The sequence below is a fragment of the Flavitalea plasmicola genome (assembly GCF_030546645.1).
Classification (GTDB): Bacteria; Bacteroidota; Bacteroidia; order Chitinophagales; family Chitinophagaceae; genus Puia.
Map to the genome: position 1 here is coordinate 972,688 of NZ_JAUOTO010000004.1, position 22,480 is coordinate 995,167.

The 22,480-nt window shown below is 47.5% G+C and carries 22 protein-coding genes; 10 read left to right on the forward strand and 12 right to left on the reverse strand.

The features are described from left to right. The first annotated feature begins 1 nt into the window (after position 1). Positions 2-493 (forward strand): MarR family winged helix-turn-helix transcriptional regulator, encoded by a 492-nt coding sequence (locus Q4E93_RS18190; protein WP_303587596.1) that lies wholly within the window; start codon positions 2-4, stop codon positions 491-493. Here Q4E93_RS18190 and Q4E93_RS18195 read toward each other — a convergent pair. Next, positions 408-1,340, reverse strand: coding sequence for a DMT family transporter (locus Q4E93_RS18195; protein ID WP_303587597.1), 933 nt, complete (start codon positions 1,338-1,340; stop codon positions 408-410). The two genes, Q4E93_RS18190 and Q4E93_RS18195, sit on opposite strands and share 86 nt — an antisense overlap. A gap of 118 nt (positions 1,341-1,458) precedes the next feature. Here Q4E93_RS18195 and Q4E93_RS18200 point away from each other — a divergent pair, with 118 nt between their 5' ends. Continuing rightward, on the forward strand, positions 1,459-4,296 hold the full coding sequence (locus tag Q4E93_RS18200; RefSeq protein ID WP_303587599.1) for a M16 family metallopeptidase: 2,838 nt from the start codon (positions 1,459-1,461) through the stop codon (positions 4,294-4,296). Positions 4,297-4,337: 41 nt separating this feature from the next. Here Q4E93_RS18200 and Q4E93_RS18205 read toward each other — a convergent pair whose 3' ends face one another. Then, positions 4,338-4,496, reverse strand: a complete 159-nt coding sequence (locus Q4E93_RS18205) for a hypothetical protein (RefSeq protein ID WP_303587600.1) — start codon at positions 4,494-4,496, stop codon at positions 4,338-4,340. A gap of 123 nt (positions 4,497-4,619) precedes the next feature. Between Q4E93_RS18205 and Q4E93_RS18210 the strand changes: the two genes are divergently transcribed. Beyond that, positions 4,620-5,222, forward strand: a complete 603-nt coding sequence (locus tag Q4E93_RS18210) for a phosphatase PAP2 family protein (RefSeq protein ID WP_303587601.1) — start codon at positions 4,620-4,622, stop codon at positions 5,220-5,222. Here the strand turns inward: Q4E93_RS18210 and Q4E93_RS18215 are convergent. The 5 genes from Q4E93_RS18215 to Q4E93_RS18235 form a co-directional block, all read right to left on the reverse strand. Beyond that, positions 5,184-6,437, reverse strand: a complete 1,254-nt coding sequence (locus Q4E93_RS18215) for a TCR/Tet family MFS transporter (RefSeq protein WP_303587603.1) — start codon at positions 6,435-6,437, stop codon at positions 5,184-5,186. The genes Q4E93_RS18210 and Q4E93_RS18215 overlap by 39 nt on opposite strands. Before the next feature lie 240 nt (positions 6,438-6,677). Further along, positions 6,678-7,886, reverse strand: coding sequence for an exodeoxyribonuclease VII large subunit (locus Q4E93_RS18220; protein WP_303587604.1), 1,209 nt, complete (start codon positions 7,884-7,886; stop codon positions 6,678-6,680). A gap of 36 nt (positions 7,887-7,922) precedes the next feature. After that, positions 7,923-8,045 (reverse strand): hypothetical protein, encoded by a 123-nt coding sequence (locus tag Q4E93_RS18225; protein ID WP_303587606.1) that lies wholly within the window; start codon positions 8,043-8,045, stop codon positions 7,923-7,925. 174 nt (positions 8,046-8,219) lie between these two features. Further along, positions 8,220-8,954 carry an SDR family NAD(P)-dependent oxidoreductase gene (locus Q4E93_RS18230; RefSeq protein ID WP_303587608.1) on the reverse strand — a complete coding sequence of 245 codons (735 nt, stop codon included), beginning with the start codon at positions 8,952-8,954 and terminating at the stop codon, positions 8,220-8,222. Positions 8,955-9,064: 110 nt separating this feature from the next. Then, positions 9,065-9,637, reverse strand: a complete 573-nt coding sequence (locus Q4E93_RS18235) for a Crp/Fnr family transcriptional regulator (RefSeq protein ID WP_303587609.1) — start codon at positions 9,635-9,637, stop codon at positions 9,065-9,067. Positions 9,638-9,774: 137 nt separating this feature from the next. Here Q4E93_RS18235 and Q4E93_RS18240 point away from each other — a divergent pair, with 137 nt between their 5' ends. The 3 genes from Q4E93_RS18240 to Q4E93_RS18250 all read left to right on the forward strand — a co-directional run bounded on the left by Q4E93_RS18240 (position 9,775) and on the right by Q4E93_RS18250 (position 15,482). Further along, positions 9,775-10,230, forward strand: coding sequence for a cold-shock protein (locus Q4E93_RS18240; protein ID WP_303587610.1), 456 nt, complete (start codon positions 9,775-9,777; stop codon positions 10,228-10,230). A 141-nt stretch (positions 10,231-10,371) separates the two neighbouring features. Beyond that, a complete protein-coding gene (locus Q4E93_RS18245) occupies positions 10,372-11,685 on the forward strand; it encodes a glycoside hydrolase 5 family protein (RefSeq protein ID WP_303587613.1) in 1,314 nt (437 codons plus the stop codon). Next, positions 11,682-15,482, forward strand: coding sequence for a glycosyltransferase family 2 protein (locus Q4E93_RS18250; RefSeq protein WP_303587614.1), 3,801 nt, complete (start codon positions 11,682-11,684; stop codon positions 15,480-15,482). Before Q4E93_RS18245 ends, Q4E93_RS18250 begins: the two co-directional genes overlap by 4 nt. Before the next feature lie 37 nt (positions 15,483-15,519). Here Q4E93_RS18250 and Q4E93_RS18255 read toward each other — a convergent pair whose 3' ends face one another. Together Q4E93_RS18255 and Q4E93_RS18260 are read right to left on the reverse strand one after the other, a co-directional pair. Next, positions 15,520-16,542: an LLM class flavin-dependent oxidoreductase gene (locus Q4E93_RS18255; protein WP_303587615.1), complete on the reverse strand. Its 1,023-nt coding sequence runs from the start codon at positions 16,540-16,542 to the stop codon at positions 15,520-15,522. A 43-nt stretch (positions 16,543-16,585) separates the two neighbouring features. After that, positions 16,586-17,005, reverse strand: a complete 420-nt coding sequence (locus Q4E93_RS18260; RefSeq protein ID WP_303587617.1) for a hypothetical protein — start codon at positions 17,003-17,005, stop codon at positions 16,586-16,588. A 397-nt stretch (positions 17,006-17,402) separates the two neighbouring features. On the opposite strand from Q4E93_RS18260, the gene Q4E93_RS18265 reads away from it, so the two are divergent. Next, positions 17,403-17,654 (forward strand): hypothetical protein, encoded by a 252-nt coding sequence (locus Q4E93_RS18265; protein WP_303587619.1) that lies wholly within the window; start codon positions 17,403-17,405, stop codon positions 17,652-17,654. Between the two features lie 164 nt (positions 17,655-17,818). Here Q4E93_RS18265 and Q4E93_RS18270 read toward each other — a convergent pair whose 3' ends face one another. The 3 genes from Q4E93_RS18270 to Q4E93_RS18280 all read right to left on the reverse strand — a co-directional run bounded on the left by Q4E93_RS18270 (position 17,819) and on the right by Q4E93_RS18280 (position 20,204). Beyond that, complete coding sequence (locus Q4E93_RS18270; RefSeq protein ID WP_303587621.1) at positions 17,819-18,406, reverse strand: NADPH-dependent F420 reductase; 588 nt, start codon at positions 18,404-18,406, stop codon at positions 17,819-17,821. Between the two features lie 94 nt (positions 18,407-18,500). Further along, positions 18,501-19,259: an SDR family NAD(P)-dependent oxidoreductase gene (locus Q4E93_RS18275; protein ID WP_303587623.1), complete on the reverse strand. Its 759-nt coding sequence runs from the start codon at positions 19,257-19,259 to the stop codon at positions 18,501-18,503. Positions 19,260-19,619: 360 nt separating this feature from the next. Then, positions 19,620-20,204, reverse strand: coding sequence for a Crp/Fnr family transcriptional regulator (locus tag Q4E93_RS18280; protein ID WP_303587625.1), 585 nt, complete (start codon positions 20,202-20,204; stop codon positions 19,620-19,622). Positions 20,205-20,384: 180 nt separating this feature from the next. On the opposite strand from Q4E93_RS18280, the gene Q4E93_RS18285 reads away from it, so the two are divergent. The 3 genes from Q4E93_RS18285 (at position 20,385) to Q4E93_RS18295 (ending at position 22,303) form a co-directional block, all read left to right on the forward strand. Beyond that, positions 20,385-20,960 (forward strand): hypothetical protein, encoded by a 576-nt coding sequence (locus Q4E93_RS18285; protein WP_303587627.1) that lies wholly within the window; start codon positions 20,385-20,387, stop codon positions 20,958-20,960. 131 nt (positions 20,961-21,091) lie between these two features. Then, positions 21,092-21,793, forward strand: a complete 702-nt coding sequence (locus Q4E93_RS18290) for a DUF6896 domain-containing protein (RefSeq protein ID WP_303587629.1) — start codon at positions 21,092-21,094, stop codon at positions 21,791-21,793. 189 nt (positions 21,794-21,982) lie between these two features. Further along, positions 21,983-22,303, forward strand: coding sequence for a transposase (locus tag Q4E93_RS18295; protein WP_303587631.1), 321 nt, complete (start codon positions 21,983-21,985; stop codon positions 22,301-22,303). The last annotated feature ends 177 nt before the right edge of the window (positions 22,304-22,480 follow it).

Genomic DNA, 22,480 nt, shown 5'->3' on the forward strand with positions numbered 1-22,480 from the left:
CATGAATGTCATAGATGAATCCGGGTTACTCGCAATTTCCACCAGGCTGCAGCGCCTCAGCGAAAGATTGCGTAAGGACGGCGCCCTGATCTATAAAGCCCATGGCATCGAGTTTGAGCCTAAATGGTTTCCCGTGATCTATACGTTGCATTTCAAGCCGCTGTTGAGCGTTGTCGAGATAGCATCGGAGATAGGGTACACTCATCCTTCGACGATCAGTCTGCTGAAAGAACTGGAAAAGCAAAAGTTGATCCGCTCTCAAAAAGACAAGATCGACGAGCGGAAAAGATTGCTCCGGCTGACGGATAAGGGAAAGGCGCTGATTGGAAAAATGAAGCCGGTATGGGATATCATGACGGCTAGTATTGCTGAATTCACGGATACAAGGAACAACCTGATGAAGGCGATCATAGAGGTGGAAGAGAAACTGGATCAGCAGAGCTTTTTTCAACGGGCGAAGGTGTTGTACTTAAAACAATACCCACGACAATGAGCACTCCCCCGATGATCTGCACCATGGTAACGCTTTCGTGTAAAAAAGCCAATGCTAAGATAAACCCCACCAGGGGATCGAGGTTGATAAAATTCCCCACTTCAGCGGCACTTAATAATTGAAGGGACTTGTTATACAACAAATAGCAGATGCCCGAAGCAAGCGCGCCCAGGAAAACGATGGCCAGCCATCCGGAAAATGACACGGAAGGCCATCCCTTACCCCAATTTTCATATACCGCGGCCGGCAGCAATAACACCGAGCCGGCCAAAGTACAAAGACTGGTGATGAGCAAAGGGTCTCTGTCCGCTACTTTTTTGGAGATGATGGTATAGACGCCCCATGCAATGACGGCAATGATCATCAGCACATTGCCTGTGATGCTGTTACCTGTACTACTTTGATTGGACGACAGGAACCCGATGAATATCACGCCGGTGACGGATAGGATGATCCCGAACACCTGCTTGATAGAAAGTTTTTCTTTAAGAAAGACGGCAGCAAGCACTGCGATACATATCGGGATAAACCCTTGCAGCAGGGCTCCCACCGAGGCGGAGGTCAGCCGGACTGAAAGATTGAAAAAGATATAGAATACCGTTACACCCGTAAAGCCTAAAAGTATTATTACTCCCCAGGGTATATCGGCAAGATGCCTGCCCGCCGACCGCCCTTTCCGGATAAAGAATATGCTCAACAGGGTAAGGGCGCCGATACTGCATCTGTAAAAGGCCAGTGTCAAAGGAGGGACAACGTTGACGATGACTTTAGTGACGGCGAACGAGCTTCCCCATACGATCATAACGAATAAAATGCTGACAAGTCCTACTAATCTCTTATTTGCCACAGGTAAATCATTTTGGATCGATTCAAGGTATTGCAACCCGAATGTAGTAAATTCTGCAATCATGATCAACGGTGCGGCCGGGCATGAAATTCTTTATAATTTGCGCAAAACTTAAAATATGCATTCAACACACCGGTGGCGTCGATGGAAAAGGTCAACCATCGCACCTGCCGTTATGATCTTTAGTTCGTTACTAACCCTCACTGTCGCAGCACAACAAAAAAAAGCTTCAGGTGAAAAACCGCTGTCACTGGATCCTGTCGTTCGGACAGGCCGGTTGGTCAATGGATTTACCTATTTCGTCCGTCGCAATACAGAACCCAAGAGCAGGGTAGTGCTGTACCTTGTGAACAAGGCGGGCTCTGTACTGGAAGCGGATGACCAGCGGGGACTGGCCCATTTCATGGAGCACATGAGCTTCAACGGTACTGCCCATTTTCCCAAAAATGAATTAGTTAATTATTTGCAAAGATCGGGCGTACGGTTTGGCGCGGATCTAAATGCTTACACGTCCTTCGATGAGACGGTGTACCAACTGCCCCTGCCGTCGGACGATCCCGACCTTCTTCAACATGGTTTCCAGATCATGCGCGACTGGGCGCAGGAAGCTACCCTGGATCCCACGGAGATAGATAAGGAACGAGGCGTTGTGCTGGAAGAAAAACGCCTTGGAAAAGGCGCTCAGGAGCGTATGCAACAAAAATACTGGCCCCAGCTGCTGAATCACTCGCGCTATGCCAATCGTATACCCATCGGGACAGACTCCGTCCTGAATAATTTTAAGCCCGCCGCCATCCGCCGATTTTACCACGACTGGTATCGCCCGGATCTGCAGGCGCTGATCGTGGTAGGGGATATCAATGTGGATTCCGTCGAACAGCTGATCAGGAAGAAATTCGCGGACCTGAAGAACCCTGCCGGGGAAAAACCCAGGCCAAAATACCGGATCAACCTGACAGGAAAGAACCAATTCATCGCTGTTACAGACCCGGAAATGCCGTCGACGGTCGCCGAGGTGGTGATCAAGCATGCGGGTACGGAGTTGAGGACGGCCACGGAATACCGCAACGCCATCGTCCGGCAGCTATTCAACCAGATGCTGAGCCAACGCTACAGTGAGCTGGGACAACAAGCCAATCCTCCATTTATACAGGCCGGAGCGGGCATCGAGGATTTCCTGGGAGGCCTTAGCATCTTTGATGCCAATGTTGCAGCGAAACCCGGACAGCTGGAGAATGGTTTTAAAGCGGCCTGGCGTGAAGCCGTCCGTGCCGGTCGCTTTGGCTTTACACAGCCTGAGCTGGACAGGGCCAGTCAAAATTACATGAGCAATATGGAGTCTTCGCTTAAGGAAAAAGGTAAGACCAACTCGCAAAGCTATGTAGAAGAGTACCAGCGATATTTTCTGAAAGGAGAGGCTGCGCCGGGTATCGATAAGGAATACGCACTGGTAAAGGACGCCCTTCCGACGATCACGCTTGCCGAAGTAAATGCATTGGCAAAAGAATATATCAGGACCACTGACAGGGATATCCTGATACTGGCGCCGGAGAAAGAGAAAGCGGGTTTGCCTGACGAGGCAACAGTAAATGGCTGGCTGAAATCAGTGGAGCAAGAAAAGCTGACGGGGTATACGGACGATGTGAAGGGCAACCAGTTGCTGGCCATTAAGCCTACCCCTGGCAAAGTGGTCGATGTAAAACAAAACAAAGCCCTGGGAATAACAGAGATGACGCTGAGCAATGGTGTCAGGGTCATTTTAAAACCCACGGACTTCAAGAATGACGAGGTGCTTTTTACGGCTTTCGCGCCGGGCGGCAGCTCGCTCTATGAAGACGCCGACTTCCAGTCGGCAGCCAACGCTGCTGTCCTCATCAACAATGGCGGCGCCGGAGATTTCAATCTCATACAGCTGGGCAAATATCTTTCGGGCAAACAGGTATCGGTGCAACCGTACATTGGAGACAGGATGCAGGGCATCAATGGCGCTGCAGTTCCTAAAGACCTGGAAACGGCCTTACAGCTGACCTACCTTTATTTTACGGCTCCAAGAAAGGACACCGGCATATTCCATAATATCATTTCCCGGAGCAAGGCGGGACTGGCCAACCGCGCCAACGACCCCAACAGCGTTTTTTCCGACACGGTCAGCGCCGTGATGAGCAATTACAACAGCCGGGCAACGGGGCCTACCGTGGCGAAACTGGATCAGATCGACCTTGACAAGGCTTATGCCATCTATAAAGAGCGATTTTCTGACGCATCGGGCTTTACTTTCCTGTTTGTCGGCAGCTTTGATACAGCCGCCATCAGGCCTTTGCTGGAGCAATATCCTGGTGCATTGCCCGCCACCCATCTCAATGAGCAGGCAATAGACCGTGGGATCCACATCCCCGCCGGCCAGATCACGAAGACCGTACATAAGGGGAAAGAACCCAAGGCAACCGTGCGCCTTGTTCTCAGCGGCGACTATACTTTCAGCAATGAGAACAACGACTTGCTGCAGGCACTGTCAGAGGTGCTGGAGATCAGGTTGCTGGAACGGCTGCGGGAAGATGAAGGCGGCGTATACAGCCCTAATGCCTCCGTGAATTTTACAAAGTATCCCACTCCCCGGTATGCTTTAACGGTAGCATTCGGATGTGCGCCGCAGAACGTGGACAAGCTCATTGCTTCCGCACTTGATGAGATAGACAAGCTGAGGAAGGCTGGGCCCCTGCCTGTCAACCTGGAGAAGTATAAGGCGGAGACCCTCCGTTCGTTCGAGACGGCGGATAAGACAAATAGTTTCTGGCTGCATTACCTCTCTTCTCAATACCAGAATAAGGAGAATGTCGACGAGGTGCTGCATATGAAAGAGGATCTGGACAAGGTGACAGTCCAGGCGCTGCAGCAGGCAGCTGACCGGTATCTGAAGGGTAACAACCTGATCAGGCTGGTGCTCTTACCTGAATAATGACTTATGCAAATGGCCCGGATCCCGAGATCCGGGCCTTCTTATCCTTCATTCCGCCATTGCTCTGCATCCTTTTTTTGGTCTTTTTCGGCTTCTTTCTTCGATTTGCCGCTGGTCTTCACTTGTATCCTGATGGCTTCCTGTCCTCTTTTTACAGGATCGTCCTCTTTGTCATTAGGTTTTTGTTTGTCCTTGTTCATAATGGGGCGTTTTAATGTTTGCCATCAAAACCCGGACCACTGTAAAACATTTTCTGTCTTAACAATTGAGTATCACCAAAATTGAATATCTTCAATCATATTGATCCCATCGTATCCGCAAGCATGTCAATACTTAAAAGACATTTTCTTCTTCCTCTTTCATTATTTGTGGTTTGCTGCAGCCATAGTCTTGTGGCATTCAGCCAGGACTGGGACCTCAAAGTCGCGGAGCGCATAAATCCTCAAAACCCTCATTCCGCCGTATGGCGGGGGGCAACCTCTTCTGCTTATCCCTTGGGGGTTGCATTACCTGTAAGTCAGTTCGTTTACGGTATTATTGCCCACGATAAGAACAGCCGTAAAAAAGCATACGAAAGCCTGGCGGGCCTGGTGGTCTCCGCTGCTATTACGGAAACGCTCAAATTTAGTATTGACAGGCAGCGGCCCGGGGAAAAACATCCCGATAAAATATTTCCGTACAAGGTAGAGACCGGAAGATCATTTCCTTCGGGCCATACAACCATAGCATTCGCCACCGCCACCAGCCTTGCCCTGGAATACAGAAAATGGTATGTGGTAGTGCCAGCCTATCTTTGGGCGGGCACCGTTGGCTATTCGAGGGTTTACCTGGGGCAGCATTATCCCACCGATGTCATTGGCGGGGCCCTTGTCGGTACCGGCGGCGCATTACTCAGCCACTGGTTGAGCCGGAAATTGCTCAGGTGACTTTTTTTCCCTGCCCAAGACCTTTTTGGTAATAACAATGCTCAGCAGCATGCATACAGCTCCGATGAGGAAGTGCATGCCCGGGAAATAGAAGGGTGCTTTCGTGCTGGTGAAATAAGCAAAGGTGCCGCTCATGATCAACGGGCCAATGATGGTGGTCAGGCTCATCAGGCTTGTCAGTGAACCCTGCAGCTCTCCCTGATGGGAGGGGGATACATGGCCCGAAATGACGGATTGCAGCGATGGGCCGCAGATCCCACCCAGGCAATAGGGCACCAGGAAAGCAAACATCATCCATCCCTGTGTGGCACAAGCAAACAGCACCAGCCCCAATGTGTAGAGAGAAAGCCCGAGGTAAATGCTTTTTTCATTCCCGATCTTCGGGTTGATGACCCTTGTCAATCCAGCCTGCACCGCGCCGACCAGCACCCCCACTACGGTCAGGGAGATGCCCACTGTTTTTTCACTCCAATGGAACCGGTAGATCGTGAAGAAATTCCAATTGCCCTGTACTGACTGGGCGCCAAGATAGATCAGGAAAAAGCTGAATGCCAATCCGCCAATCTCCGGGTGCGATCTGAGGAATCTCAGAGATCCGAAAGGATTAGCGCGCCTCCACTCGAAGGGCCGCCGGTTTTCCTTGCTCAACGATTCAGGTAATAAAAAGTATCCGTACAGGCAGTTCAGTAAACAAAGGGCGGCAGCAGCATAAAAGGGCGCCCTGATCCCCCAGGTGGACAGGAACGCTCCGAGTGCGGGTCCGAGCACAAAGCCCAAACCAAAAGCAGCCCCGATCAGGCCAAAATTCTTCGCCCTGGAGGTTTCATCTGTACTTACGTCGGCAATATAGGCAGTGGCGGTTGTAAAGCTGGCGCCTGTGACACCGGCGATCACACGCCCTATGAATAGCCATCCATATGCCGGGGCCAATGCCAGGATGATATAATCGATGCCGAAGCCCAATAAAGAAGACAGCAGGACGGGCCGGCGGCCAAACCGATCACTTAGATTGCCGATCACCGGCGCACATAAAAACTGGGTGATGGCAAAGACGGAAAGCAACAGGGCGCCGTATGTACTGGCCTGGTTGACAGGTATGCCCTTTAATTGCGAGATCAGGTCAGCCATCACGGGGATGATAAGACCCCATCCCATTACATCAATCAGTAAAGTGATGAATATAAAGCTGATAGCTGCCTTCTTGGTTGGTTGCATAAAAGTCGGTGTTTATGGACTTGAGCAACAAACTTACAAAAGATCGGAACAAAATGCTAATTTGATTAGTATTATTTTAACCCGGCCCCCAGGGTTTCGGATTCATCCGATGGCACCTTAAAAGATATGGTCGAAGGTTAAAGTCGAAGGTTTAAAAAAGCCCGGATAGAAATCCGGGCCGTTGCTAAAATCCAATATCCTATTAAAAGCCAAAGGCAACTATGCAATTGTTATACCAGCTTATTTTTTCCCCAGCAGCCAACCGATCAATAACCCCAGTCCGATGGCGATGGCTAGCCATCGCCATCGTTGCAGCTTCAATCTGCGGATGGCCACTTCGAGGTCATTGGCTCTATCCTCCAGCATATGGGCTAATTCGCGCGCTTGCCGGGAATTGTATTCCATCTCTGTTTTCTGAAGGTCCAGCGTTGTCAGCTGCTGTTGGATCATTTTTACTTCTTCCTTATGCAGTCCCGTTTCTTTTTCGCTTAGCTCTTTTAATGCCTGGACCTGCGTTTCCATGTTCTTCACTTGTTTCCCGTAGGTCGCTTCATACTGGCTCCTGATCAGCTCGGTATATTTTGCCCTGGAATTTTCGATCTCGGCGATTGTGTCATTATAGATCGCCCGTAAATATTGTCCCAGGGCGGTAGGAGTGATAAAGGCTTTGTCCGCCACCTGTTGTACCAGGCTGGTATCTTCTTTGTGGCCAATGGCCGTCACCAGCAGGGGGACCAGCTTCAAACAACAAGCTGCGATAGCCGGGCTATTGAAGATCTCCATATTTTCGCCCCCTCCCCGGGCAATGACAAGGATGTCCTGCATCCCTGTGTCGTTCAATCGCTCTAATGCGGCTGTGATCTCTGTTTCCGAGTTCAGCCCGATCCTTTGGAACCGCAGGTCGAAAAAGCCGATGGCCTCTTCCAGGCTGTGCTTAATATCCGCGTCTATTATGGCTGTTTTGCCGATCAGGATGGTGATGCTGATACGCTGCTCCCGGACAATCCGCGACTTGATCATGGCGTCTACGTCCCGGTAGCCCATGGCAGCTTTCTGCCGCAGGATCTCCAGCATCAGGACCTCTTTTTCAGAATGTTTGCTGGCTACCTGGGCTACCAGCTGGGAAAGATTGATATGGATCTCGATCCGCCCGCCGGCCGGGACGACCCGCCGGGTAATAAACCCCCAGAATTCAATTGTCTTTCCGGGCTTGAGGGTGGAACGGGCCAGGGCAGGCACGATCAGCGTTAGCTGTGCATCTGTCGTCTCATCCCGGAGCGTATCATAGTAGAATCCGCCATAGGCCATTCCTTTCCCCGGTTGGTAAATGCCCTTAAGCTGCAGCATTTTTTTTGAAGCCGGTGGGGTAAGCGCATTGTTGAAAAGTTGCAGGATCGCCGATGGGGAATAATTTATTTCCGAAGTCAGAACGGGTAGTTCTTCAGCCATAAGTAAACTTTGCCTCCTTTGCAAATTTACGTTCTTCTACGTCCCGATGTTGGTTTCTTCTATGATGGACTGCATCAGCTCCCCGGCTTTTGTATGTTTCAATACCGGTGCGATCTGACCGCCCCAGAATAAGATCATATCCCATTTTTCCTGTTCCATGGCCGCCTCCCTTAGCGTATAAGCTCCGTAGCCTCCAAGCCCGCCGGCGTTGAAGACAGTTGCTGCCAGTGCGACGGATGAAAGGTTGCCGCCGAATGGCCCTTGCAGGATGGGATAGGTAATATTCAGTGGTTCAGATGCCTTTGTTTTGTATCACATAGGGGGGAATTTATTTTAATTCAGGTGGTGACCGGCGGCCATACCGCCGTCCACATTGATGATAGCGCCATTGATAAACTTGCTTTTTGCAACGGTAAAGACCATTTGGGCGATGTCTTCCACTTCGCCGACCCGGTTCAGGAGGTGCAACCCGGCGCTTCGATCGGCGTCATTTCCATGCATAGGCGTGCGGATAACGCCGGGCGCCACCGTATTGATCCGGATATTATCTTTTCCGAACTCGGCTGCCAACTGGACTGTGAGCGAATGTATCGCTCCTTTGGAGGCGAGTGCCGCGGTGGTAGGGGAGCCTCCCAGCGCATGATTTACCAGAGGGGTGCCGATGTTGATCACTACGCCGTCATGCTGCCTGAGCATTTGAGGGATAACGGCCTGGGTAGTAAAGAAGGTCCCTTTCAGATTCGTATTAAGAAACCGGTCGAGATAAGCCTCATCCACCTCCAGGAAAGGCCTGGTCCCGAAAATACCGGCATTGTTCACCAATACGTCTACTGAGCCGAACCTTTCGATGGCGGTCGCTGCCAGTTTCTCTCCGGTCTTTCTATGCGCTATGTTACCTGCCACCATGGCGAGATTATCGCCTCCCCCCAGTTCCAGGAAAGCCTGCTCCAGCTTTGTAGCAGTTGAAGAATTGATCACCACATTGTCGCCATTGTGTAAGAATTGGCGGGCTATTTCTTTTCCGATGCCTGACGATGCGCCGGTGACGATGATTGTTTGCTTTTCCATTTTCCTTGTGTTTTTAATTACAACACAAAGTAAGCACGGCGCTCTCATAATACTGTGTGATCCAGGTCACTTTTGAATGAACCGGCATCTTATGTGAGGCAGGTCACTTATCAGGGATGGTACAGGCGGCTAAGCGTTTCTCTTGAAACGCCCAGGTATGCTGCAATCAGCTGCTTAGGGACGATGTTATAAAGCTCCGGGTATTGTTCCAGGAGCTCCTCATACCGGTATTTCACATTGTTGTTCATAAAGGATAACAGTCTCTTTTGGGCTGCAACAAACCCTTTATTGGTCCTCCACCGGAAGAAATGCTCCACATTATGGATCTCGCGACATAGCTTTTCCCGATCGTCATTGCTGAGGCAAAGCAATTCTCCATCAGTAATGCAGTCTACGTTAATGGTAGCTTTGGTACGGTGATACAGGGCGTTGTAATCGGAAGCCCACCAGGTAGGCATTGCAAACTGCAGGATGAACATTTTCATATCGTCATTGATAAAAAAGGATTTTAGACAGCCGGAAACGACGAAGTATTCGTAATCTACACGATCGCCCTCGGTAATAAGGGCCTGCCCTTTCTGAAACGCCTGTCTTTTGAAATGCGAATAAAAATATTCAAATTGCCCGTCGGTCAACATGGTTGTCTTAGCTATATGAGCTCTTAAGGTTTCTTTCCCTTCCATTGTTGGTTTCAACGTTTCCTGTGACCGAATTTCGTGGGATCTTACAAATGTAAATGCCATTGGCAAGATGGTAAAATTAAAAATAGTTTGCAATTAAAAAGCGTACCTTCACTGGATATCAAATATTAAAGAGATTAATGGGAAATTTTGGAGAAACCATAGGTAAAAAAGAAAGAAATAAGAAAAAGGCAAAAAAGCGCCAGGACAAGCGGGAAAAGATGGAGGAGCGCAAGGCAAAGAACAGCAAGGGTAAGACCCTTGAAGAGATGATGGCTTATTTAGATGAAAATGGCAACTTGTCCGCCACCCCTCCTGATTTGCGTAACAGGAAAAGGGTAAGAGCCGAAGATATGCAGATAAGCACGCCTAAAGCTGTAGAAGGCAACCCGGCTGACCTGATAAGAACAGGTGTAGTTACATTCTTCAACGAGTCGAAAGGATTTGGATTTATTAAAGACATGCAATCGCAGGAAAGTGTATTTATGCATGTAAATCAGCTCTCTGAAAGGATAAAGGAGAACGAAAAGGTAACTTTTGAAGTAGAGAATGGCCCCAGAGGGTTGAATGCTCTCAATGTCAAAAAGGTTATTTAATTCATCTTCAATATATTATACATTATTTTATTTGTATATTACTTCTAATATACAGCGGACCGGGGGTCATCTTCCGCATATATAAAATTTCCGTCATTTTACGGCATATATTTTGAGTAAGGGGAAGTACAGGTGTTAGTTATGTACGTACCAAGGCTCGCGGTTACTTTATTTTTACTGATCACAGTCCTCCCGTTTTGCTCCCCCAAAAGAGTTCCGCCTGCTGAAAAGCGCAAGGTATTTATCGATCATAAAGCTGGGAAGTTTACCTTATTCCGGAACGGCCACCCTTTCTTTATAAAAGGCGGCAGCGGGTATACGCATCTGGCTACGCTGCACGAATCCGGGGGAAATACCATCAGAGTATGGGATACGGCGAACCTGGGGCGGATATTGGATGAGGCAGAAGCGAACCATCTGGCAGTGGTAGTCGGTCTGCCTTTTCATTATGCTGACGCATTGAGCTTCTATGATGCCGATAGACTTCTCAAGCAGTATAAGGCCCTTCAAAAGGTAGTGCATACATACAAATATCATCCGGCCCTCCTCATGTGGTGCGTAGGCAATGAGCTGTATTTCCCTTTCAATCTCCGGTACAATGATTTTTATAGCGCATTTGGCGATATCGTCGACATGATCCATGTGGAAGATCCGGATCATCCTGTGACTACGACCATCCTGAATGTGCATTCCAAGTACATTTTTAACGTTTTGCGTAAAAGCAATGTCGACCTCATCTCTCTCAATGTTTTCAACAAGCTTCCTGACATGAAGCGCCAGATCGACGGCCTCACCTGGTTTTGGAAAGGCCCTTATCTGTTAACGGAATGGGGTATCGATGGTCCATGGAGCGGCACGGCATTCACCGCCTGGGGAGCCTATATTGAGAACAGTAGCACCAAGAAGGCGGAAATGTACCGGGAACGTTACGAAAAGGCTATTGCCCCAACAGATCCTCGTTTGCTGGGGTCGCTTGTTTTTTATTGGGGACAGAAGCAGGAATATACCCACACCTGGTTCAGCATGTTCGACGAGGAAGGGAACAGGTCGGAGTCCGTTAGCCTGATGCAATACCTGTGGACCGGAAAGTTCCCGGATCATATGCCTCCGCAGATCAACTATATGCTTATCGAGAAAAAGGGGGCGCCATCCGATCTGATGTTCAATCCGGCTGTTACGGTTCATGCTGAGGTTGTCCTGTTACAGCCTGACAGCAATATCACCAGGGTAAAATGGGAGCTGCTTCCGGAAGACTGGTATCATACCAAAGAGGAGGACATCAAACCAGTGAAACCCCCTCCAATAGAAGAACATATCAAGGCAGGGGAGGGGTTGACCGCCGAGATCCTCACACCTTCTGTCGGAGGACCTTATCGTCTTTTTGCCAAGCTATATGATAAATTTGGAAATTTCTCCACCTGTAACATCCCCTTTTATGTAGTGAAAGACCCATGAAAGCGAATAATACGATACGCGCCCCTTCCCGTACCGAGCTTCTTTCCATCAGAATAATGGTCATTCTGGGGCTTGTTGCCATGGGCTACTTCCTCTATACCGTCTACCAGGCGGGACATGATCGGCATACGGTGCTATATTGGTTATTACTTTTCACCATTGTATTTACCTGCATCAGGATCGTATTGGAATGGGTCCACTATATCTTTATTACAGTACCTCCGACGCCGCCGCTGGAAAGAGAATTTACGGTCGATATTTTTACGACCTATTGCCCGGGTGAACCGCTGGCTATGATCGAGGAAACGTTGATAGCGATCACTCAGATCAGGTACCCGCATACAACTTACCTCTGTGACGAGGCCAACGATCCCTACCTTAAGGACCTTTGCGGGAGGTTGGGCATACAACATGTCACCCGCAATAACAGGAAAGATGCCAAGGCGGGAAATATCAACAATGCCCTAAAGCAGTCTTCCGGTGAATTGTGTGTCGTGCTTGATCCGGATCACGTTCCTTTTCCCGAATTTCTTGATCCGATCGTGTCTCAATTCAACGATCCCTCCATAGGATTTGTCCAGATCGTACAGGCCTATAAAAATTCCCGCGCGACGCTGATAGCGAAAGGTGCGTCCCAGCAAACCTACCAGTTCTATGGCCCGATGATGATGACAATGAACAAGTACGGCACGGTGCAGGCGATTGGCGCGAACTGTACATTCCGCCGGACGGCGCTGGACTCCATTGGAGGGCATGCCGCGGGCCTCGCCGAGGACATGAACACGGCCATGCATTTGCATGCAAAGGGATGGAGGTCCGTATACGTGCCCCGTGTCCTGGCCCGGGGGCTTGTTCCTTCTTCCTTGTCGGCTTATTACAAGCAGCAGCTGAAATGGTCAAGGGGTGTCTTTGAACTGTTATTCACTACCTACCCAAAGTTATTCCGGCAGTTCACCTGGCGCCAGAAACTACATTACGGTCTCGGCTCTTTCTATTATTTGTCCGGGATCGTTTTTCTGATCAATCTTTTGATCCCGATGCTTTTCCTTTTGGACCTGAGCACCACCGCGGTGGGATTCGAAAGGTTTATGATAAGCATTTTTCCCCTGATCGTCGCTATTTTTCTCATCAGGCATTTTGTTCAAAATTGGGTGATGGAAGACGAAGAGCGAGGTTTCCATGTCGTAGGCGGATTGTTGATGATCGGAACATGGTGGATCTATATATTGGGGTTCGTGTTCGCGGTCTTCCGGATAAAAGTTCCATACGACCCGACACCAAAAGAGGATGAAAAGTCAGACAGCTGGCGCCTCAACTTTCCTAATATCCTGGTAATCCTGCTGTCGGCATTGGCCATCATTTATGGCCTTGTCTATGACTGGAATCCCTACTCCATCGGCATGGCGGGCTTTGCCGCGCTCAACTGCCTGATCATGCTGTTTACAGTGGCAGCGAGCAGACAGCAGCGTTTCAGGGCTTTCAGGAATAGGCACCCGGGCATGCAATTCATCATGCGGCATGTGGCCACATTCAAGCTTCATTTCTGGAGACTGAGACGCCGGATCTATTCAGGAGTACGCATTGCCGCCTTGCCGCTCCTTGCCGTCACGATCGGCATAACGCTGTATATCCTGGAGCTGGAATGGAACAAAGGCCCCGGGGCCATGAGTGTTCCGGGCCGGAAGGATATTTTCCTTACCGGCATCTTTTCGCCGGGGGCGAGGGGGAGCATTACGCCTGCCGATACTGTCGCCGCCGTTAGAAAAAGATATCAGCGGCAGCTGGATATTGTATCCCTGTATCTTCCCTGGGGGGATAGACGGGAATGTGACCTTCCTGTTGGCACAATGGACTCCATCTACAGACAGGGTTCCCTCTCCATGATCACGTGGGAACCCTGGCAAACGCTGTTTGATGGACCGGAAAGACCGCCAACCGCCGAAAAGGAGAAAAAAATATTTCAACGGATCGTACAGGGGAAATATGACGGCTTTCTCGATAGATTTTGTAAAGAACTGAAAACCTTCGCGCGGCCCGTTTTCCTGCGATTTGCCCACGAGGCGGACAATCCTTTCTACCCCTGGTCGCCAACGGGGGGCAATACCGCTGCGGAATTTACCGCCGCCTGGAAGTATGTGCATGATTACTTCGGCAGCAGGAATGTCCTTAACGTGATCTGGGTATGGAATCCCTGGAAGGCAACCGCAGCCGATGATTATTTTCCCGGCGCCGCTTATGTCGATTGGATCGGTGTGACCATTCTTAACTATGGTCGTAAGAATCCGGATTCCACCTGGTACGCCATGCGCGAGTTGTACGATCCCTTCCATAAAAAGGCCATTTTTCAGTCAGGCCTGCCAGTGATGATCACAGAATTGGGTTCCCTGCCTTCGGAAGGCAGGCAGCTCCAATGGTTCACAGAGGCCTTCCATGCTGTCAAAACCTACTATCCCGAAATAAAAGGGCTCGTCTTCTTTGATAACTCGTCGGATAAGAACACGCCGTCAGGGGATGGCAAATCGCCACTTAACTGGACGGGTATAGACCGCGACTCGGTCTTCCTGCTGACGCCGCAACATAAGCATTTCTCCGGGTTAAGCTACGGTTCTGCATTGACGCCGATGCCGGAAGATACCTCCCGTGTATTTCAGCATATCGATGGTAAACAGCTGTTCACAGGACTCAGGGGGATCGGGTATTCCAGGGGGCAGAATTGGTATGGCAACCGGCGGGCGTTTAGGTGGAACGAACTGGTTAAAGACTTCACAGAGATAAAACAATTGGGCATTAACACCATAAAACATTACGGCCCCGGTATTTATGATCACAATATCCTACGTGCCGCAGGTAAGATGGACATTAAGATCCAATATGGCTTTTGGATACCGAACGGGATCAGCTTTACAGGGGATAATGCAGCAACACTCATGCAGTTGCGCAGGAAGATCGTGGCGACGGTGAGGAAACTGAAGGAAGATGGACAGATCATATCCTGGAACATCGGAAATACTACTTACCAGAGCCTGGGATCGACTTATTATAAACCCGACGTTAACTACCAACGCGACGCTTATCTGTCCTGGCTTCAGGAACTGATAGCGGATGTCCGGAAAGAAGATTCCCTAAGGCCGATCACCATAGACGTAGCCGCTACCAGCAGTATGCCCGAAGCTGTTGAAATGATCCATGCCCGTGTCCCCTGCATAGCAGGCTTTGGCCTGGTCATCAATGAAAGAGACACGTCCTTCTCTCTTATCGGAAAGCTTAAGCGACCATGGTTCTATGGTAATGTAACCGCGGCTGCTTACCTGCGCCTGCCGTCGTCACAGGCAGGCACTTTTATCAGCAACTGGAAGGATGATGAAGCTACAGACATAGCGACCTTGGACGGCTTACTCGACAGCCACGATCGAAGGAAGCCCGATTATTATGAACTGAGGCAAAGATGGACCGGCAGTCCGGGGCCGGACACGCTCCCTGAAATTAAGATCCTGCGGACGGCCAGCCCAACGGAGAAAGGCGCCGATCTGGCATATAGTGCAATTGTTCCCTCGGGCAATGGTTGGCGTATTGCCTCTCCTCAGGCCATGGGCCTGCGATTCGAATGGTACCTCGTTCTGGAAGATGCAATCGGGACACCGATAAACATATCATCCGCCGGAACCGGCGCCCGGGTGGTCATTACCATACCACCTAACCCTTCCCTGTATAAGGTGTATCTCTATACAATAAAGGGGACGGATGTAAAAGTAGTCCACACTTCACTTAATACGCCTTTGCAAAATGACTATCGATGATAATGTTTTTTCTTCCAAGCACGAGCCGGAAAAAAAATCAACGCCAACCTAATCCGGGTGCAACATGCTTCAAAATGGAAGACAGCAAGTGTACATTGTAGTCAACTCCTAATGTATTGGGTATCGTCAAAAGGAGCGTATCCGCTTCCTGGATGGCTTCGTCCTGGGCCAGCTCCCTGATGAGCTGATCTGGTTCCCCGGCATAGCTCCTTCCGAAAATGGCACGTTTGTCTTTTTCAATAAAGCCGATTTGATCGACTCTATTGGTTTCCTGTCCAAAGAGATATCTGTCCTGGTCAGTGGTCAGGGCAAAGATCGACCGGCTCACCGAAACCCTTGGCTCGCGCTGATGTCCTGCTTTTTTCCATGCTTCTTTGTACAACCTGATCTGTTCGGCTTGTTGTACATGGAAAGGCTTACCGCTTTCGTCGAATTTCAAGGTAGAACTTTGCAGGTGCATACCGTGTTCGGCCGCCCAAATTGCTGTAGCATTAGAGGCCGCTCCCCACCAGATACGGTCCCGCAATCCCTCGGAATGTGGTTCCAATCGTAATAAGCCCGGTGGATTGGGAAACATTGGGGATGGGTTAGGCTGGGCAAACCCAACACCTTTGAGCTTATCCAAAAATTGCAACGCTTTATTACGCCCCATATCAGCATCTGTTTCTCCTTCAGCAGGTGCATACCCAAAATAACGCCACCCATCGATCACTTGTTCCGGCGAACCCCTGCTGATCCCCAATTGTAATCGCCCGCCAGAAATTAAATCAGCGGCTCCGGCGTCTTCCACCATATAGAGGGGATTTTCATAACGCATATCGATAACACCTGTTCCAATCTCTATGTTGCTTGTTTTGGCACCGATTGCCGAAAGCAAAGGAAATGGAGATGCCAGCTGAGCCGCAAAATGATGCACCCGAAAATACGCACCATCCAGACCGATCTTTTCGGCGGCAACGGCCAATTCAATGGACTGAAGCAATGTGTCACTCGCCGTTCGGGTTTTATAGGCTGGATGATTGGACCAATGTCCGAACGATAAAAATCCTATTTTCTTCATAAATCCTTTTTCGACTGTAAAATAGCCCTTGCAAAGATAGAAATTATATCGTCGCCTGAAGCGTGAAGGACGTTTTTTCAAAAGAGCCTGTAGGTTTAATAACACCTGCTTCTATCAACGACGTAATTTTCCCTAATTGGCTTCCTTCTGCCCTCATAAATAAGAATAGAAACCTGGTATTTATTTTTTTTGCTTTCTTCTTTGCGCCGGAACTTAAAAGCTTTGTTACTAATTTTAAATACCAGGGTAAACCAATTTCTTCTGCAAACTCCGGAGCAGGAGGCCCAACTAATGAAATTAATTGCTCGCCGGGTTTCAAAATATTGAACCGTTTTTGTTTTTTGTAATTTATTCGCCTAACCAATAGGACCAAGGCAGAAATTTCTTGTCTTATGCTTGAAAACGCATCTCCCCCATCCAATTCCGACCCCTCACCCCAACCGTAGAAAATAGCAACAATCATTCAAGTTGACCTGATTTTTGCTTATAATTAATTGATTATTAGTATAGTGGTTGCTTGGGGAAAATTTCTAATATCTTTGATTCAACCTTTATGTGGAAATCACTAAATCCCGGTGAAAAGGTTCACGCGGGCGACACAGTTCGGTATCGGTCCAGTTCACTGTTTCTTATGTCCTACCTTAATAAGATCTACGATGTAGTGAAAACCGATAGTCACTATTTCGAGATTAAAATAAGGGATGATAAGGCAGACAGCGATGAGCCGGATCGGAGGGTTATAAAATATATGGATGTTGGCTATCACATAAGTTTGGAAATATGGTCAGGCAATGCCCCCTTCGTTGCCTGAAATGAAAAAGGAACGAAAGGATATGTTAAGGCTTAAATAAACCCATGCAATGACCGTCGGATATTCGCCTGCCAGAAGCTTGAAAGTTGCTATTATAGGTCAAACTAAATTGTTTCTTATCGGCCTCGAAAAATGTGCGTCCGATGAGATGTTAAGTTTAATTCTATTGGATATTAAAGATAAAGAACTTAGACTTATTAAAGAGAAAGGGGTGATGCTGGACCCTGAAATGTGGAAATTCCTGCGATACCGGTTTGCAAAGAGAAAGGTCAAGGACATTATTGATACAACTGATTATTGACTTAAACACGAGTACATAGCAGCTCATGTAAGCTCGCTCCAGTTTAGGCTCAGCGAGAGCCAAATTTTTACATTGAAGAATGCCTTCAGATCGTCGATTCTGAAGGCATTTCTTTGGATTCCCATGCTTTGCGTGCCAGGAGGGATAGTTTCGAACCTGTGCACTTAAAGCTTAATAAAATTCTGACTGTTTAACGGCCAATTAAACTGCTGTAATCTGCCACCGGCTGCAAGCGTGCCGAGGTCGATGGGCGCAAAGCCGATTTTACTGACAATTCCGCTCACGATGGCCTTCGCATCTTTATCGTCGCCAGAAATAAAAAGAACCCTCTTTCCGTTTGCAACACACGGATCTGCGGCAAGTATTTTGGCAGAGAGGGTATTCATCGCTTTAACGACCTTCGCGCCCGGTAAATAATTTTGCACAACTTCACTTGATGCCAGTCCTCCATCTTCAATTCCGGCACCGTATTCTATACGATTGGTGGCGTCGATCACGATCTTTCCGTTCCAGTCTGTGAGTCCGCTGAGATCCTCGACCTTAGCCCAGGGTACTGCTACTAGAATAATATCCGCTGCGGCAGCCTCAGCCGCTGTTACGGCTTTTGCGCCGGTGCCCAGTTGTGAGACAATATCGGTAAGGGTTTCAGGTCCCTTACTGTTACTGATCAGGACCTGAAAATCGTTGGCCAAAAATCGAGTAGCCGCGGCTATGCCGATATGCCCTGCTCCAAGGATACCTATTAATTTCATAGTTTTATTCTTAATAAAAGTATTATATGGTTGGGTGAAACCGCCGTCAATCAGTGATATTTCTAATTGAGTTTCATTTTTGGAGATTACGAATTTAAAAACCGTACATACCACCCGACACGGAAATTTGCTCACCGGTGATCCAGGCTGCATCATCTGAAGCCAGAAATACTGCTGCTTTCGCAATATCGGCGGGCTGGCCTCTACGGCCAAGCGGTGTTTTTTCTACAAACATCTTTTCATACTCACTGCCGGCAGTGACGCCCGCGCTGGCTGCGCCTTCCGTGTCCGTAGCGCCCGGCAAAATAGAATTGATACGAACGTTTTTAATACCTAATTCCTTAGATAAAGCAATCGTGAAGGCATCCAGTGCCGCTTTGGTTGAAGAGTATAATGAGGCATTTTGAAGAGGGTATTTACTTGCACCCGAACTGATGTTGATGATGTTTCCGCCCCTATCCCCGAAAAGTTTCAGCGCTGCCTGAATAGTTAATACAGGCCCTAACACATTAACGTTGAAACTTTTACGAAATTCTTCTGCTGAAATTTGTTCAATAGGCGCATACCCCTGATGTACTGCGTTATTTACTAAAATATCCACCGTGCCGAAAGCATGCTCAGTTTCTTTAAACAGCCTGATCACATCGGCTTCGTTCGATACATCGGCCTTTACCGCAATGGCTGTGCCGCCATTATCGGTTATCGCTTTAACCACTTTGTCCGCTCCTTCTTTACTGGAAGCATAATTTACAACAACCTTTGCGCCTGCAGCAGCAAAATGTTTGGCAATCGCTGCACCTATTCCTTTGGAAGCACCGGTAACTACCGCTACCTTGTTTTCTAATTTACTCATGATTTCTATTATTAATTATATTCAAGTCCTACGGTTTTTTTCCGTTCTGAATTACACTTCAAAATTGGTGCATCTTAACGAGCTGCATGTTGACACGGATCATTAAATACACACGAAAAATGTCAAGTTGAAGTGGTGACTTAAATCAAGAGAACATGGTAACTGTTTATAAGACAACTATTTAATGCATCGGTTAGGGGTCAAAATGCAGGATTCCAGAAAGACCACAACGGCATATATTCCATTGTTGAGCGCCTTTTTCTCATCCGGGGAAGTATAAAATTGGCCAATAATGCATTGGAGTCTCTGGCAGAAGTAGGAGACAAGTACCTTTGCAAATCCAGACATTGATCAGTCGGACTATTTTAAAGCGTTTTTCTTTATCCTGCTTAAAGTTTCAGGGGATAAACCAAGATAAGAAGCGATCATATTTTGCGGGAACCGCTGCAGAAAATGAGGATAATTACTGACCAATTCCTCGTAACGCTCCTCGGCTGAATAGTTAATAGCCTGCATTCTTTTCTGGGCTGCAATGGTGTTGTTTTGACTGATTACGTTCGACATCGCTAAAAAGGCAGGGATCTTCTTAAGAAACTCTTCAATTTCCGCGTTGGTTGATTGCAGGATCTCCAATTCCTCCAGCGCCTCAATATTAAAGCGGCTTGGCGTTAATAGATAAAAGCTTTCAAAATCTGTCAGCCACCAATTTTCCACGGACAATTTCAGTATATGTTCATGTCCTTTTTCATCTACCGTAAAGGTCCTGGCGGACCCTTTTACAATAAACCCAATATATTTGCATCCGTCCCCTTCCTGTAAAAAATATTGCCGCTTTCGGAGTTTTCTGGTTTTGAAATGTGCCGTCAATAAATGCTTATCATCTTCGGATAGAAGTTTGCCTGATATATTTTGAATGTAATCGAAAAACGTTTCAAAATTGGACATCGTTCGAGTCTAAAATTATGCGTAATTTACTCAAGCTTCTGCTAAAAGACTAAAATATATTTAGGGGCATTGCCTGCCCGATATGGCCTTCCAGCAAGCGATAAGGGAAAGAGATTGGTAGAACCATATCTTAATTTGATAATTCTGATGGTCAGCTTGAAAATCAAAAGAACTTTTTGAATGAAAGGACAGGAAAAAATAAGAGAATACAATTTGATGTTGAAAAAACACATCAACAACAAATCCTTTGTAAAGATTTTTAGGACGGTATGCAACGAGGAGGAGGATTTGTCAGGATTTATTCTTGGAATGTCGAACAACTTCCTTTTTTTGCAACTTGACAACGAATTCACTCTTGACGGATATGCAGTGATTAGACTTGACGACTTTAATAGCATAAGGCATTCCAGCTACGAACGGACTCAACGGAAAATATTTTATGCTGAGGGACTTTTGGCCAACGGGTATGGATTTGAAAAGCATTTGCCATTAACATGCTGGGCTGATATTTTAAAGACGCTAAAAAATTATGACATACACGTTGTCATAGAAAATGTTAACAATGGCTCGCTTGACTTTTGGATTGGGCCAATTACAAGAGTTGCGGAAAAAAGTATGAGTATTCACAACTATGATCCCGATGGAAACCTTGATGAAAAACCAACTGTGATAAAACTGGATACTATAAGCATCGTAAAATTTGGAGACAGATACTCCACCACATTCAGGAAATATTTAAGAAAAAGAAGAAAATAAAGTACAGCCCAATGGACTATAGAAAATTTTACCTAGAGGCCTGCATTGCCAATCATATTCAAAATATAGATAACATAGGTGAAACGAATTATTTGACCTAATCAATAATCAACCAATTAAGAATATTTAGATTGCAGCGAACAACCGAAATAGTGAATTGTAGTACCCCTGACTCACTTCCTTCCATTGAGCGGATTTCGCTCATTCCCAGGAACATCAAACTAAAAGTAGTATTCGGACGACACATTCAAAATCTAAGAGAATCTATAGGGAATCAATGGAAAAAAGCGCTTCCCGATTTTTTCATAGGCATCCACACGGTTGAGCCGGAAATTAATATAGCTAAATTAATAAGTGACGAGGAAATTCTTGAGCATCAAATTTTCTTTGAAAGATGTGCAAAGGATTATCATAGTTTAGCAACAAAATTAATTACTGACCTGGCAATTCATTTAAAAGTTGAGATCAATCTGGACAGACCTATGGACACATTCGGTATATTTAAAATGGGGAAACAGAGAGGGGTAATGAATCCATGGGAATATTTTTTTCATGGTGGTCACTGTGCTTTTTTCAATACAAAGACAAATCAGGAAATAGAGGTGTCTCTTTTAAGCGGGGCAGAATTTGGAGCATTAGATGCCTACTTTTTTACCAAATATATTTTGTCAACAGTAACTTATAGTCCGTTGCCCGTTGAGTTGTATGAAGAGTACGGAGACGGAACGAGAATCCTTGAAGGGATGATAAAATTGGGAAAGTTTGAACGAGTATACTCAGATGGAGGGTGGCAGCGCGATATAATAGTCAAAGGGAAAAATAAACCGAACTAGACAAATACAATTTATTTTTTATTGTCCCTTAATGTAGGTGCCCCTATCCCAATCTGATTTTCTCTCGATCTTTGTAATGAAGTTAGTTCACCTAAAATTATAAAGCATGAGCAAGATAAGAGTGTACTGACCCCCTAAATAGCTGGACTAAATTATTAAATCAATTTAGTCACTTAAATTTAGGGTATTATGGCAAAAGGTCGCAGGAGTTTCTCAGTGGAACAAAAGCTTCAGATCATCCAGGAAGCGGAGCAGCATGGGATCACCCAGACGCTGCGCAAGCACAATCTTTCCCATTCCGTTTTCCTACGGTGGAAGCAGCAGTTTGACCAGGGCGGGGCTGGGTCCTTGAAGCCCCAGTACAGGAAGGTAGATCCGGAGCTGAAGGCCTTGCAAGAGGAGAACGCCCGGCTTAAAAAGATCATCGGCAATCAGGCACTAGAGCTCGAGTTCAAAACGGAGTTATTAAAAAAAAACGAGGCCTACGAGCGGAGGCGCAAGGGCTCGTGAGAGTCTATGCCCTTCGGAGTGTACCGGTTCGAAGCCTGCTTAAATGGGCTGGGTTGGCCCCCAGCAGTTTTTATTACAAGGCGTCTGGCGCCCGCAAAGGCATCAAACCCAGCACCCACAGTCTTACGATTGCCGGCGAAAGGATAGAGAACAAGATCGTAGTTGTACAAATAGAAG

Bases quoted from the DNA above. Each gene is read 5' to 3' on its own strand.
- Q4E93_RS18190 (WP_303587596.1), top strand. From the start codon at position 2: ATGAATGTCATAGATGAATCCGGGTTACTCGCAATTTCCACCAGGCTG.
- Q4E93_RS18200 (WP_303587599.1), top strand. From the start codon at position 1,459: ATGCATTCAACACACCGGTGGCGTCGATGGAAAAGGTCAACCATCGCA.
- Q4E93_RS18205 (WP_303587600.1), bottom strand. From the start codon at position 4,496: ATGAACAAGGACAAACAAAAACCTAATGACAAAGAGGACGATCCTGTA.
- Q4E93_RS18210 (WP_303587601.1), top strand. From the start codon at position 4,620: ATGTCAATACTTAAAAGACATTTTCTTCTTCCTCTTTCATTATTTGTG.
- Q4E93_RS18215 (WP_303587603.1), bottom strand. From the start codon at position 6,437: ATGCAACCAACCAAGAAGGCAGCTATCAGCTTTATATTCATCACTTTA.
- Q4E93_RS18220 (WP_303587604.1), bottom strand. From the start codon at position 7,886: ATGGCTGAAGAACTACCCGTTCTGACTTCGGAAATAAATTATTCCCCA.
- Q4E93_RS18225 (WP_303587606.1), bottom strand. From the start codon at position 8,045: ATGGAACAGGAAAAATGGGATATGATCTTATTCTGGGGCGGTCAGATC.
- Q4E93_RS18230 (WP_303587608.1), bottom strand. From the start codon at position 8,954: ATGGAAAAGCAAACAATCATCGTCACCGGCGCATCGTCAGGCATCGGA.
- Q4E93_RS18235 (WP_303587609.1), bottom strand. From the start codon at position 9,637: ATGGAAGGGAAAGAAACCTTAAGAGCTCATATAGCTAAGACAACCATG.
- Q4E93_RS18240 (WP_303587610.1), top strand. From the start codon at position 9,775: ATGGGAAATTTTGGAGAAACCATAGGTAAAAAAGAAAGAAATAAGAAA.
- Q4E93_RS18245 (WP_303587613.1), top strand. From the start codon at position 10,372: ATGTACGTACCAAGGCTCGCGGTTACTTTATTTTTACTGATCACAGTC.
- Q4E93_RS18250 (WP_303587614.1), top strand. From the start codon at position 11,682: ATGAAAGCGAATAATACGATACGCGCCCCTTCCCGTACCGAGCTTCTT.
- Q4E93_RS18255 (WP_303587615.1), bottom strand. From the start codon at position 16,542: ATGAAGAAAATAGGATTTTTATCGTTCGGACATTGGTCCAATCATCCA.
- Q4E93_RS18260 (WP_303587617.1), bottom strand. From the start codon at position 17,005: ATGATTGTTGCTATTTTCTACGGTTGGGGTGAGGGGTCGGAATTGGAT.
- Q4E93_RS18265 (WP_303587619.1), top strand. From the start codon at position 17,403: ATGACCGTCGGATATTCGCCTGCCAGAAGCTTGAAAGTTGCTATTATA.
- Q4E93_RS18270 (WP_303587621.1), bottom strand. From the start codon at position 18,406: ATGAAATTAATAGGTATCCTTGGAGCAGGGCATATCGGCATAGCCGCG.
- Q4E93_RS18275 (WP_303587623.1), bottom strand. From the start codon at position 19,259: ATGAGTAAATTAGAAAACAAGGTAGCGGTAGTTACCGGTGCTTCCAAA.
- Q4E93_RS18280 (WP_303587625.1), bottom strand. From the start codon at position 20,204: ATGTCCAATTTTGAAACGTTTTTCGATTACATTCAAAATATATCAGGC.
- Q4E93_RS18285 (WP_303587627.1), top strand. From the start codon at position 20,385: ATGAAAGGACAGGAAAAAATAAGAGAATACAATTTGATGTTGAAAAAA.
- Q4E93_RS18295 (WP_303587631.1), top strand. From the start codon at position 21,983: ATGGCAAAAGGTCGCAGGAGTTTCTCAGTGGAACAAAAGCTTCAGATC.